General features: G+C 36.7%; 12 protein-coding genes and 4 pseudogenes. 8 read left to right on the top strand and 8 right to left on the bottom strand.

From position 1 onward, the window contains the following. Positions 1-76: 76 nt before the first annotated feature. On the top strand, positions 77-1,762 hold the full coding sequence (gene treC, locus ACVIJU_RS15515; protein ID WP_456687740.1) for an alpha,alpha-phosphotrehalase: 1,686 nt from the start codon (positions 77-79) through the stop codon (positions 1,760-1,762). Positions 1,763-1,785: 23 nt separating this feature from the next. After that, positions 1,786-2,532 (top strand): trehalose operon repressor, encoded by a 747-nt coding sequence (gene treR / locus ACVIJU_RS15510; protein ID WP_144598512.1) that lies wholly within the window; start codon positions 1,786-1,788, stop codon positions 2,530-2,532. 103 nt (positions 2,533-2,635) lie between these two features. Here treR and ACVIJU_RS15505 read toward each other — a convergent pair whose 3' ends face one another. The 6 genes and pseudogenes from ACVIJU_RS15505 to ACVIJU_RS15480 form a co-directional block, all read right to left on the bottom strand. Next, entirely contained in the window at positions 2,636-2,974 is a 339-nt protein-coding gene (locus tag ACVIJU_RS15505) for an immunity 22 family protein (protein WP_456687951.1), read from the bottom strand. 196 nt (positions 2,975-3,170) lie between these two features. Continuing rightward, positions 3,171-3,452: a hypothetical protein gene (locus ACVIJU_RS15500; RefSeq protein ID WP_094245393.1), complete on the bottom strand. Its 282-nt coding sequence runs from the start codon at positions 3,450-3,452 to the stop codon at positions 3,171-3,173. Between the two features lie 7 nt (positions 3,453-3,459). After that, complete coding sequence (locus tag ACVIJU_RS15495) at positions 3,460-3,897, bottom strand: hypothetical protein (RefSeq protein ID WP_456687739.1); 438 nt, start codon at positions 3,895-3,897, stop codon at positions 3,460-3,462. Between the two features lie 325 nt (positions 3,898-4,222). Next, positions 4,223-4,516 carry a hypothetical protein gene (locus tag ACVIJU_RS15490; RefSeq protein ID WP_066249852.1) on the bottom strand — a complete coding sequence of 98 codons (294 nt, stop codon included), beginning with the start codon at positions 4,514-4,516 and terminating at the stop codon, positions 4,223-4,225. Positions 4,517-4,527: 11 nt separating this feature from the next. Then, positions 4,528-4,902 (bottom strand): hypothetical protein, encoded by a 375-nt coding sequence (locus tag ACVIJU_RS15485; protein WP_094245388.1) that lies wholly within the window; start codon positions 4,900-4,902, stop codon positions 4,528-4,530. 143 nt (positions 4,903-5,045) lie between these two features. Further along, positions 5,046-5,516, bottom strand: a pseudogene (locus ACVIJU_RS15480) (transposase); the annotation flags it as partial. Positions 5,517-5,518: 2 nt separating this feature from the next. Between ACVIJU_RS15480 and ACVIJU_RS15475 the strand changes: the two are divergent. Beyond that, positions 5,519-5,641, top strand: coding sequence for a helix-turn-helix domain-containing protein (locus tag ACVIJU_RS15475; protein WP_395994382.1), 123 nt, complete (start codon positions 5,519-5,521; stop codon positions 5,639-5,641). A 332-nt stretch (positions 5,642-5,973) separates the two neighbouring features. On the opposite strand, the gene ACVIJU_RS15470 is transcribed toward ACVIJU_RS15475, so the two are convergent. After that, positions 5,974-6,369, bottom strand: coding sequence for a CDI toxin immunity protein (locus ACVIJU_RS15470; RefSeq protein WP_066249867.1), 396 nt, complete (start codon positions 6,367-6,369; stop codon positions 5,974-5,976). A gap of 12 nt (positions 6,370-6,381) precedes the next feature. Next, positions 6,382-6,714, bottom strand: a pseudogene (locus ACVIJU_RS15465) (T7SS effector LXG polymorphic toxin); the annotation flags it as partial. 1,019 nt (positions 6,715-7,733) lie between these two features. On the opposite strand from ACVIJU_RS15465, the gene ACVIJU_RS15460 reads away from it, so the two are divergent. From ACVIJU_RS15460 to ACVIJU_RS15440, 5 genes and pseudogenes are all read left to right on the top strand, one after another. Further along, positions 7,734-8,732: a LacI family DNA-binding transcriptional regulator gene (locus ACVIJU_RS15460; protein WP_456687738.1), complete on the top strand. Its 999-nt coding sequence runs from the start codon at positions 7,734-7,736 to the stop codon at positions 8,730-8,732. Between the two features lie 96 nt (positions 8,733-8,828). Continuing rightward, positions 8,829-10,271, top strand: coding sequence for a sucrose-specific PTS transporter subunit IIBC (locus tag ACVIJU_RS15455; RefSeq protein WP_117017468.1), 1,443 nt, complete (start codon positions 8,829-8,831; stop codon positions 10,269-10,271). Between the two features lie 79 nt (positions 10,272-10,350). Continuing rightward, complete coding sequence (locus ACVIJU_RS15450) at positions 10,351-11,832, top strand: glycoside hydrolase family 32 protein (protein WP_339199309.1); 1,482 nt, start codon at positions 10,351-10,353, stop codon at positions 11,830-11,832. Between the two features lie 16 nt (positions 11,833-11,848). Next, positions 11,849-12,821: pseudogene (locus tag ACVIJU_RS15445) on the top strand (carbohydrate kinase family protein). A gap of 235 nt (positions 12,822-13,056) precedes the next feature. Continuing rightward, positions 13,057-13,161, top strand: a pseudogene (locus ACVIJU_RS15440) (transposase); the annotation flags it as partial. Positions 13,162-13,327 lie beyond the last annotated feature (166 nt).

Below are 13,327 nucleotides of genomic sequence, written 5' to 3'. Positions count from 1 at the left end.
TCATACCATTGGTGAATGACCGCCAATGGTATCGTTTTTCCCGATAGTCTCAAAATTATAAACGAGGTGATATTCATTGAAGCAGCCATGGTGGAAAAAAGCCGTTGTTTATCAAATTTATCCGAAAAGTTTTAAAGACACGACGGGAAATGGAATAGGAGATTTGCAAGGGATTATCGAGAAATTAGACTATTTAAAGACATTAGGGATTGACGTCATTTGGCTGACGCCTATTTATGCTTCGCCGCAGCGAGATAATGGCTATGATATTAGTGATTATTTTAGCATTCATCAAGATTATGGAACAATGGAGGATTTCGAGCGTTTGCTTGCTGAAGCCCATCGGCGCGGTATCAAAGTGATAATGGATATGGTCGTAAACCATACCTCGACCGATCATGAGTGGTTTCAGCAGGCACGTTCGTCAAAAGAAAACCGCTACCGCCATTTTTATATTTGGAAGGATGCCAAACCAGACGGCAGCCCTCCAACAAACTGGAAATCCAAATTTGGCGGATCGGCTTGGGAGTATGATGAGCAAACGGGACAATATTATCTGCACTTGTTTGATGTAACTCAGGCCGACTTAAATTGGGAAAATGAAGAGCTGCGCAAAACGATTTATGAAATGATGCATTTTTGGTTTCAAAAGGGAATTGATGGCTTTCGCTTAGATGTCATTAATTTGATTTCGAAAGATCAACGTTTTCTCGATGATGACGAATCCCTGCCATTGGGTGACGGCCGCCGATTTTATACAGACGGTCCGCGCATCCATGAGTTTTTGCAGGAAATGAATAGGGAAGTATTTTCTAAATATGATATTATGACAGTCGGTGAGATGTCATCGACCACCATTGACCATTGCATTCAATATACTAATCCAGCACGGAACGAATTGAATATGACGTTTAACTTCCACCATTTAAAGGTAGACTACCCAAATGGTGAAAAATGGGTGGCAGCTCCATTCGATTTTCTGGCTCTAAAACGAATTTTATCTACTTGGCAAGTGGAGATGAATAAAGGCGGAGGCTGGAATGCGCTCTTCTGGTGCAACCATGACCAGCCGAGAATTGTGTCGCGCTATGGCAATGATGGAGCATATCATAAAGAATCGGCGAAGATGCTGGCAACAGTTATTCATATGATGCAAGGAACACCATATATTTACCAAGGTGAAGAAATTGGCATGACCAACCCGAAGTTTGAGCGAATTGAAGAATACCGTGATGTGGAAACATTAAATATGTATAAAATTTTGCTTGAGCAAGGAAAAACAGAAGCAGAGGTGCTTGAAATTTTAAAATGTAAATCGCGCGATAATTCACGGACACCTATGCAATGGGACGACAGTCCGCATGCCGGATTTACAACTGGGACTCCTTGGATTCATGTCGCGCCGAATTTTAAAGAGATTAATGTGAAAAAAGCATTAGAGGATCCAACATCGATTTTTTACCATTACAAACGTTTGATTGAATTGCGAAAGAACTATGACATTATTACAACAGGAAACTATCAGCTATTGTTAGAGAATCATCCGCAAATTTTTGCTTATGTGCGCAATGGAGATGGTGAAAAGCTTCTAGTAGTGGCCAACTTTTTTGGCGGCCAAACAAAATTTGTTTTGCCGAATGAGCTTGATATAAACGGATATACAAGCCGTATCCTGCTTTCCAACTATAATGACTCTTCTGAACATGTACAAGAAATCATGTTGCGTCCATATGAAGCGATTGTGTATCATTTAACAAAATGATACTATACAATTCGGTGATGACTATGAAGGAAAATAAATTTATGGCGATTTACAACGACCTTTTGCTTCATATTCGCAAAGGCATTTTTCAGCCGAACGAAAAGCTGCCTTCTGAAAATGAATTGTCCCAGCGGTATCAAACATCGCGTGAGACGATTCGCAAAGCGCTCAATCTTCTATCAGAGCATGGCTATATTCAAAAAATAAAAGGAAAAGGTTCGATTGTGTTAGATGTAGGAAAATATGATTTTCCTGTCTCTGGACTTGTCAGCTTTAAAGAATTGGCGCAAAAAATGAACAAGCCGGCAAGAACGATCGTACATGAACTGGAATTGATCGAGCCTGATGAATATATTAAAAGACAATTGGAAACCGAAAATAAGGAAAAAGTTTGGAAAGTGATTCGTGCTAGGGAAATAGAAGAAGAGAAAATTATTTTAGACAAGGACTTTCTTTGCCAAAAATTCGTTCCAACATTGACGCGCGGCATTTGTGAAAATTCGATTTATGAATATGTCGAAAATGAATTAAAGCTTCGCATTAGCTTTGCGAAAAAAGAAATGTTTGTCGACCGAGTGACAGCTGAGGATCAAAAATATATGGATTTAAACGGCTACGAGCATGTAGTAGTGGTGAAAAATTTTGTCTACTTAGAAGATGCGAGCTTGTTTCAGTATACCGAATCGAGACATCGGCTCGATAAATTTCGGTTTGTTGATTTTGCGCGGCGTACTCATCACCCGGGGATGTCCGATAAGTCCTTAAAATGAAGCCAGTGGAGAAAAACGAGTTGTTTTTCTCCACTCAGCTTGTAGACTTTGTTGACAAGCTGACCTTGAAAGAGTGTCGAACACTCATTCAAGGGGTTTATAATTACTTATATTGCACGGCTCCTAGAAATCTAAACTGATGTTTTTCATTGGCATTTCCATTATATTGAAAATTATAAAGTAAAAGAACTGAGTTCGCTTCTTGATTTAAACGATCACCGCAAAACTCTATAAATTTTGGAATTATCTCCTCATCATAAGAAAAGCCTTCAAGTAGAACACGGCAATCAATCGATGGCTCATCATAGAATTCTATTTCTCTAAAATCTTCATTGTAGTAATCAATGTTAAAGTCTTTTTCAAATTCGGAAGGTAGTAAATCTCCATCTTCTTTAGTGAGAGCGCCACCTTGACAGGGTGGAGGTTGCTGGTTTGAGACCAGTCGGAATCATCCTCAAAAATCTTGATATGACGCGGTTCTTGTGAAATACAAGAATCGCGTTTTTCTTGGTGCGCCCGGCATGGGTGAAGTCTATTGGGTGAGAGTCCCGAACCATGAAGGCAGCAGTAACGGTTAGCTTTAAAATAGAAAAAACTTGAAAGGCTTGTAGCCAATCAAGGTTTTTGTTCTAAATCAGTTACCTCCATCTCCAATTTATTTCCCAGTCTTCATACACAGCCGGCAAATAAATTCCTCTTTTATATTGATGATCATTCACAATAAACCAATTTTCATCCTTCAGCCATTCTTCATTATATTCACTCTCTTTAAAATCGTTTTCTTCATCCATCAGAGCCTTAAAAAACTCTTTAAACTTTACTATATTTTGATTAGGTATAAGTTTACCATACATCCACATGCCTTCAGTGTTGATATCTTGTATTTCGCCTAGACATTCATCTTGGAAATATAAAAACATAATATACTCACTCCTTAGGAGAAATTTTTATGAATTTGCTAGGTATCTCTCCTCTGATCAAATATTCATTGTCTCTTGTAGTCCAAGTTAACGCTCTATTTTTCCAAAAATCAGAAGAAGAGCTATCTCTCTCAATTAATTTTCGAATCTGTTTTGGGGATAAAATGGCTACATTTTTAACTTCTCCTGATCTAATCGCTTTTCTCAAAGAAGAAATATCTAATTCTATTAAGTAATTCCCATAATTTCCAATAATACCTTTATTACCAGTGAAACTAATATAAGGGCTATTTGATTTTGCTCCCCTTCTGTAACCTCCTAAAATATGCTCTATAACAGTAACTTGTCGATTTTTGTATATACCTTTACTATTTGCAGGAACTAAATTACCTGAATCTGATATAAATGGCTTACCAATTCCATTAGATCTTTTAGGTGAATGCAATAAACTATCTCCTCTATAAAGTTTACCAGTACCCTTATTATTGTTTTTAATTTGGCTTCTCTATTTCTCCTTCAACGGTTCATTATGTAAAAAATGACCCCAACTGTACTGGAGTCATCTTTAGCTGTATATGCATTTTGAACTGTCTATTTTTTGATGTCATAACTATACGAAGATAATAATTTTTAAATACTTAGTAAATTTTTTGTTTATACTACCCAATATTAAATTTAGAGGAAACATATTTTTAAAATTCCTGGTCCTTCCCCCCATTAAATTCTTTGGAATAAATATGTTCCGTGTAGATATTAAATAAAAAAACACTTTAATTCGTCTTCTGTTGCAACATTACTTCTAATTTATCTAACTCAATTACTAGTGGTTCATCGTAACTCTCAACTAAGTTGGTATCAAAATACGCTCTCAAGGCTCCTTTTAGCTTAGAATCTTTCCTTAATTCATCAATATTGCTATTGGTATTTACAGTTTCTGATAATTCTTTCAACTTATCTATTAATGTATCTAAAAATTTATGTTCCCTCTGACTTTTTTTTTCATAAACTAAATCCATAACCTTTTGTATTTGAATTTTAATATTATCCATTTCTTCGTTTTGCATAACAAAACCTCCTATTTTGAAGGTATTGGCCTAATTTCCTTTATCCATTCTAAAGAATAATTTAAAGGTAATAAAATTTGGTCAGCATCCCCTTTTAGAATACTACCGGTTTTAGTAATTTGTTTTTCAGCTCTGCCAATATTCAATATAGTTCCTTTTGGAATTTCAATTACGGCTTCATAGTTCCTCGTATTTTTCCATTCTGGGAGTAAAGCTAAGTCAATTTTAGTTTGTATCCTATTTACAGCCGGAGAAGTTGTAGCAAATGTTCCGCCTGCATCTGCATGCCCGCCAAATACTCTATAGACTGTAACATTCTCTTTTGTAATCACTGTTCTATAATTTGAATCTTTAAATGTAGTAGCAATACTCGAAGGTAAAGGCATTTTTTCAATTTCCTCTACCTGATTGTCAATACGAGTTGAGTAATCTTTTCCTTTTTCAACTGTTTTTTTACCAGTACCCTTAGGAAATTATAAAAATGTACTTTATAAATGGGCGGCAGTTTCACTAACCATCACCCATTATATCAACTGACTTTCCGTTCAGGCATGATATAAGCGGTCTTGTGTTTCATCATACCATAGATAATATTGACAAGTCTTCTCATAATGCAAATAAGCGCTTGTTGTTTGGTTTTACCTTCTGCTAGCTTTTTCTGATAATACTCATAAAACACAGGATTTCGAGGAGTTTTACTGCCTTTACAAATATGTATTTGTTGAACAGCCAAGTTATAAAAGATAGTGTATAATTTCCTGTTTCCTTGTTTGCTTTTCTGAATAGTTTCCTTGCCGCCCGAACCCATTCTGACAGGGGCTATACCTGCATACCTTGCGAGTTTGTCGGAATTAGTGAAACGATGAATATCCCCGATTTCTGCAATGAAAGCCGATGCAGTCACCGTATTAATGCCTGGCATCGTTTCAAGCTGCATCCCTAATGGCTTGATAAGTGCTTTTAACTCTTTATCTACTTTTTTGATTTTTTGCTTCTTAAAGGCTGCGCCCGAACACCATCAGCCATCTTTGTTCAGACAATGTGGACAGAGTTTATCTCTCAACATTAGAAAAAGTGTGCAAAGTGCTGGACATCGACATCCAGGAGTTAATCGAGGTGGAGTAATCCTCTCGCTATAGTAATCGGTGGTAGCGAAGAAAAAGTTACGAAAAAATTTTTGTAAAATGGTGGGAAAACAAGGGTAAGGTTTTTGGCGAAAAAAACGGTAGTAACTGATAATTTTTCAGTGGGTTATATTTGATGAAAATTGTAAAATAGGGCATCTTTTTTATACACATTTTGTGCGTACAAGATAACTCTAAAAATTATCATATAGAACTTGAATAGATTACATGCACAAATTGTATCACTAGCAGCTCGTTCGGCACTACGTCACTAGTAGAAAACCCTCAAAAGAGAATTTATATTCACCTTTTGAGGGTTAATTCAATGATATTTTACTTCAATCCTATTCTTACTTCACCGTCATGAAATATCTCAATAACATATCCTGAAGATGGTGAAAATATCCATGTATCAAAACTTACAGCAGTAACATCATCTATAACTTCAAATACTTTATTTAACTCAGATTGAATTATAGGTAATGTCCTTTCATCCCAAATAACATATATAACGTTGCTGTATTCATCAATGTTTTGGTTCAAAAAGGAGATGATCTCATCAACTGTATTCACTTTAGCATGATAAGTCACTTTCTCCCATTCAATACGCCCCCACTCAGTAAATGGAAAAGAATTCTCAAAATCTCTTAGTACTTGCTCTCTCTCACTATCAGATAAGACGTGTACATTCTCACCTAGTGCTTCAATACACTCATCAAATAAACTCATTCAAATTCCCCCTTATCTATTCAAATGTTTTAATAAAGATTTAAAGGTGCTTTCGTTACCCTCGAATGGAATAACGATTTTTCGAGCATTAGCCCCTTTACCATTGCGAAAATCTTCAATGTTTATATGTGTCCCCTTATTTGGGTCATAGTCTAATCTCCATCTTACTTTTCCGTCAGCAGACTGCCTACCAATTACTTTACCATATCCAGCACTTGACTTAAGAGTTCCTATATATGGCTTTGAATTTGGTCCTAAATTTCCAACTAGGTCTAGTGCTTTATTTCTAGCCTGTTCATATGTCTAGACTTTATCTAATACTTGTTCCCCTTTACCAATACCCTTAGTGCTAAGTTCAACGCCATCATTGCCTGCTTTACCTCCGCCTACATTTATCCCATTCATCTTACTTAACCAAGCTTGAATCTTGTTCTCCACCGCATGTGTATTCTCCGCCGGAACCTTAACATCCCCAACCCCTTCCATGGCGAATCCCATTTGCCGGTCAGGGATCACATTTTTCAGATTTGTTATGACATGCCTCCGATTGAAACGAAATGGCTTCCATCAAGTGGAAAAGCTTTTTGTTTCATTATAAGACAGATAAAGGATTTTTTAGTAAATAGAAATGAAAAAAGGGAATTTTAGCAAAAAACTACCAAGAGGTTTCTAGATTATTTTCTTATTTAGGTAATAGAGACTGATCATATTGTCTTAAAATAAAAATCCCCCTTAAAATTTGAAGGGGGATAAATGATTCTGTTTTGCAGGTAATCTTGACGGCAGCTTGTCGTCGATTTTTTGGTTTTATAATATGTTTGTTGGCGTATTTTTTGTTTAAGATAAAAATAAATTTTTTGCATTCTATTAGACTATGATTTATCCTACTACTACACCTTGACATGGTGGAGGTCACTGGTTCGAACCCAGTCGGAATCATCGAAATGAAAGGTCATAAATCCTTGAGATATAGGGCATTGACCTATTTACATGTTCAAAAGTTGAGAGTCGATCGAGTAGTGGAAACAAAAGATTGATTATTGAATCACCCGCCAAAGTGATGGAAAGGTGCGTAAAAATGTTAGGGGAAAGTAATGGAATGGCGTTTAAAAGTGATTGAATCCCTAGCCAAAGTGATGGGAAAGATCCCAGAAGTGATTTAAATCCCCAGCAAAAGTGGAGGAATCAATCGATCCTAGAAGTAACCTATCAAATTTGCAGCAATCGGTGAATGACCGATTGCTTTATTATTCGGAACACAAGGATTTTAAATCTCGAATGCTTATTTTGTTACCCCATGCATTAAAAATGGGTTTAATATTATAATAAAAAAAAAGAGAACTCATTTTTGAGGTGGACTAGGAATGAATAAAACTATTGCAGATATAGCAAAAATTTCGGGAGTTTCCAAAAGCACTGTATCTCGCTACTTAAATGGTGGATCTGTTAGTGAAGCAACAAAAAGAAAAATTGAACTTGCCATTAAAGAAACAGGATATACACCTAATCCTTTTGCACAAAGTTTAAAGGCTAAGAAAACATATTTTATTGGAACGATTGTTCCGCGATTAGATTCCTATGCAGCATCGCATACTTTAATTGGGATTGATGAACAATTAAAAGAGTTGAATTTTCAATTATTAATATCCAATACGAATCAGCAAATTGAACGTGAAATTGAAACGATTTATAGTCTGGCTAGTCAAAAAGTTGCGGGAATTATTTTACTTGCTACTCAAATTACACAAGTACATTTAGAGGCATTTGAAAAGGTGAACATCCCGATTCTTCTTGTTGGTCAAGAACATCCTGATGTACATAGTCTGATTCATAATGATTTGGAAGCAGGCTATGCAATTGGAAAATATGTATTAGAGAAAGGGCATCGAAAAATTGCTTACTTAGGTGTTACCGAAAAGGATGTAGCAGTTGGAGTAAGAAGAAAGGAAGGATTTAAAAGGGCAATAGCAGAAGCGGAAGGATGTGAGGTTTGTTATTTTGAAACAGGTTTTAATATGTTTGCTGCTCAACAAAGAGTAACAGAAATGCTAGAAGGATTTCAGCCAACTTGCATTGTGTGTGCAACGGATAATATTGCTCTTGGTGCTTTAAGGGCAGCACAATTAAAAGGATTGAGCATTCCAAAGGATGTTTCTATTACGGGTTTTGGAGGATATGATGTGACGGAAATTATTCACCCAGGGCTAACAACAGTAAAACTGTTTTTTAAAGAGGCTGGAAAGATGGCAGCGCAAAACATTGTAAAGCTTGTCAATGAGGAGTCAGTTCCAAAAAGAACATTATCAAAATATGAAATTATTGAACGAGAAAGCGTTGACAGAATCATTCCTAATGACTTATAATCAGACTGGAACCGGTTCCATTTCATAAAGTTTGGAACCGGTTCCTAAATCGTGAAAAATGGAACCGGTTCCACTAAATAAATGGGGGAGGAAGCTATGAAGTACGATCAAATCGCAAAAGAAATTTTAGAAGCTCTTGGTGGAAAAGATAATATTTCTGCTGCAGCTCACTGTGCGACACGTTTACGTCTAGTTTTAAATGATGAAAGTAAAATAAATCAAGAAGCGCTTGACAAAATGGACGATGTAAAAGGAACTTTTTCAACGGGTGGACAGTTCCAAATTATTTTAGGGTCAGGTACAGTTAACAAAGTTTATCAAGAATTGACCAAATTAACTGGACTTCAAGAAATGTCTACAAAAGATGTGAAAGATGCTGGAGCGAAAAATTTAAATCCAATTCAACGTTTAGTGAAGCTACTTTCTGATATTTTCGTTCCGATTATTCCTGCCATTGTTGCTGGCGGTCTTTTAATGGGAATTAATAACGTATTAACGGCAAAGGATCTATTTATTGAAGGTAAGTCCCTCATTGATGCATATCCAGAAATAGCGGACTTAGCAGCACTTATTAATACATTTGCCAATGCGGCATTTGTCTTTTTGCCAATTTTAATTGGTTTCTCCGCTACACAGCGCTTTGGTGGTAACCCGTACTTAGGAGCTACTTTAGGTATGTTAATGGTTCACCCTGATTTATTAAATGGTTGGGGTTATGGTAGCGCCTTAGCGAACGGTGAAATTCCAGTTTGGAGTATTTTCGGATTTGAAATTGAAAAAGTCGGTTATCAAGGGACCGTATTACCTGTATTAGCATCATCCTTTATTTTAGCGAAAACAGAACAATTCTTACGCAAATATATTCCGTCTGCACTTGATAACTTATTAACGCCATTATTAACGATTTTTATTACAGGCATTTTAACGTTTACAGCAGTAGGACCGATTACTCGTTCTGCAGGTAACTTATTAACAGACGGACTTGTTTGGTTATATGATACTACGGGACTCATTGGTGGTGCGTTATTCGGTTTAGTTTATGCCCCAATCGTTATTACAGGTATGCATCATAGCTTTATTGCAGTTGAAACACAATTGTTAGCAGAATTTGCTAAAACAGGTGGTTCGTTTATTTTCCCTGTTGCGGCTATGTCAAACGTAGCTCAAGGTGCAGCAACATTAGCTGTTTTTATGATTATTAATGATAAGAAAATTAAAGGTATTGCATCCGCAGCTGGTATTTCGGCTCTTTTAGGAATTACAGAGCCTTCTATGTTTGGTGTTAACTTGAAGCTACGTTATCCATTTATTGGTGCTATTACAGGTGCAGCTGTATCAGCCGCATTTATTACGATCTTTAAAGTAAAAGCTGTTGCGCTTGGAGCAGCCGGTTTACCAGGTATTATTTCAATTCGTCCAGATTCCATAGCTCCATACGTAATTGGAATGGTTATTTCATTCATCGTTGCATTCGTAACAACCATCATTTTAGCGAAACGTGCAGCGAAAAAAGAACAAGCAGCAGAAAAAGCATCTTAATAAATTAAATATTGGGGTCTGATCCTTAAAAAGAGGTCAGGCCCTGTGTTTACATCGTGAAGGAGTTTGAGGTTTAAAGATGGAATGGACGAGAAAACAACGGTATCGCCGAATCGAAGAAGCGACAAAAGAAGAATTGAATGCATTAAAAGAAAAAGTCAACAAAAGCATTTGGCGTCAGAAATTTCATATTCAACCAGTAACGGGACTTTTAAATGATCCAAATGGTTTTTCTTATTTTAACGGAGAATATCACTTGTTTTATCAATGGTTTCCGCTAGGTCCTGTTCATGGATTAAAATATTGGTATCACACAAAATCAAAAGATCTTGTCAATTGGCAAAATGTCGGAATTGGTATTAAGCCGAACGATTATTTTGATTCTCACGGAGCTTATTCAGGTAGTGCTATTTGTCATGACGGTAAGCTCCATTTAATGTATACAGGAAATACAAGAGATGAAAATTGGGTTCGTCATCCATATCAATGCTTAGCGGTAATGAATGAAAATGGACGTATTGAAAAATTACAAGAGCCGGTTATTAAAGAAGTTCCAAAAGGTTATACCGATCATTATCGCGATCCGAAAGTTTGGAAGGAAAATGACACTTTTTATGCTGTTATCGGGGCACAGAGGGAAAACAAAACAGGTTGTATTGTTCTTTATTCATCACCTGATTTAAAAAATTGGACATTTGAAGGTGAGGTTCAAACAAACTTAAAGGAATTTGGATTTATGTGGGAATGTCCCGATTATTTTGAACTAGATGGAAAAGGTGTGCTGATCTTCTCACCACAAGGGTTAGAGCCAAAGGGAGATCAATTTCAAAATATCTATCAATCTGGTTATCTTTTAGGGAACACACTAGATTTAAAGACTAAAGTTTTTGAACACGGTGAGTTTGTTGAGTTAGACCGTGGATTTGACTTTTATGCACCACAAACGACAATTGACCATAAGGGACGTCGCCTTTTAGTCGGGTGGATGGGTCTTCCCGAAATCGAGTATCCAACTGATAAGGATGGGTGGGCTCATTGTTTAACATTACCGAGAGAGTTGACCGTTCAAAATGGAAAGCTTATTCAGTGTCCTGTAAAAGAACTAGAAGCATTGCGACAAGATTCGGTAAATGTGAAAGATATTCTCGATGATGAGAAAAAAATGTATGAAGGATTCAATGGGACGACGTATGAACTTATTTGTGAATTTACGAACATGGAAGCAGATGAAGTCGGGATTGAATTCCGGTCATGTAAAGATGAAAAAACGGTCATCTCCTATAACAGAAAGGAACAAAAGGTGACCTTAGACCGTACCCATTCAGGGGAGGTTCCAGCTAAAGAATATGGAACAACAAGAACGTGCAGCGTTGAAGGGGATACGTTAAAGCTTCATCTGTTTGTTGATACGTCTTCTGTCGAAATTTTTATCAATGACGGCGTTGAAGTATTTACGAGCCGAATTTTTCCAAGACTTGAAAGCACAGATATTCGCTTCTTTGCACGAAACGGAAAAGTTACATTAGACACAACGAAATATAACTTATCCACTATGAATTAAAAGGGAGGTGTAGACAATGGGGCGCTTATTTTCAATTGGTGAAGTGTTAATTGATTTTATTCCAATGCAAAAAGGCAAAGCATTAAAGGATGTTCAATCTTTTAAACGTGCACCTGGGGGAAGCCCCAGCAAACGTTGCAGCAGCTGTTGCGAGATTTGGGGCAGAATCTGCAATGATCACAAAGCTTGGAATGGATGCCTTTAGTGACTTTTTAATTGAAGAGTTACAAAAAATCGGTGTGAAAACAGATAAAATAAAGCGAACAAAGGAAGCGAATACAGGATTAGCATTTGTTTCGCTGCGCGATGATGGTGAACGTGATTTTTCCTTCTATCGCAATCCTTCTGCAGATCTTTTGCTTTCAGAAGATGAAAATGAAGAAAGTTGGTTTGCCAAAGGAGATATTTTACATTTTTGCTCCGTCGATCTAGTCGAAAGCCCAATGAAAAAAGCCCATGAAAAAGCAATTCGACTTGTTAAAGAAAATGGGGGAATCATTAGCTTTGATCCTAACGTTCGCCTTCCACTATGGAACAGTGCAGAGGATTGTCGACAAACGATTTTAGAATTTATTCCGAAAGCACATATCATCAAAATTTCCGATGAAGAATTAGCGTTTATCACAGGAATCACTAATGAAAAAGAGGCGATTGAAAACTTATTCACAGGTGATGTAAAAGCCGTTATTTACACAAAAGGAGCTAATGGAGCTGACCTTTACACGAAGAATGCCAAATATGAATCAACTGGTTTCAAAGTTGAGGTTCAGGATACTACAGGTGCAGGAGATGCCTTTATCGGTGGCTTTTTATATAAACTACTCGAAAAAGAAGTAAACCATGATAACTTAATAGATGTATTAAATAAGCACCATCAAGATATCCTCACCTTTGCCAATGCAAGCGGTGCGATCACAACAACAGGAAAAGGTGCCATTTCATCCTTACCGACAAAAGAAGAAATCCTTAACTTTATTTCATGTAAATAAATACATATTAAGATTAGCAGCATAGACCACGGTCAAGGTCTGTGCTGCTATTTTTTTAGTAGGAGTGGAGAAAAGGTCGTGACAGCCCCAGAACTATGAGTTCGCAATGAAAAACTGGCCTACTTCACGGATCTTATAAGAATCAGATTTAATAGTTGGATCCATGAGATCGTGGATAAGAAAAGGGAATCATTAAGGTTATATGAAGGCTTCTACAAATAATGGAGGAAGGTTTATGCAAAGTGTCATTGCCTTTGATGTTAGTATGGGAAAGAGCTATATGGTTATTTATAATTCTGCTCAGATTTGTGTTTATGAGGAGGAAATATTACATAATCGCCTACAATTACGAAATCGCATCAGCAACTTTGTAGTTGTGTAGGAAAAAAAGCAAAAATCGTGGGGGCTATTTGGCATGCGTAAATTTATTTAGTTAGGGGCTTCTAATAAGTCGATTTTCCAGCTTATAGACGCCCCTTTAATGTTGATATATCAATGCTTATGAT

Source organism: Aeribacillus sp. SP014 (genome assembly GCF_054055575.1).
The sequence above is the reverse complement of the archived record's forward strand: the minus strand, read 5'-3'. Positions and strand labels throughout refer to the sequence as shown.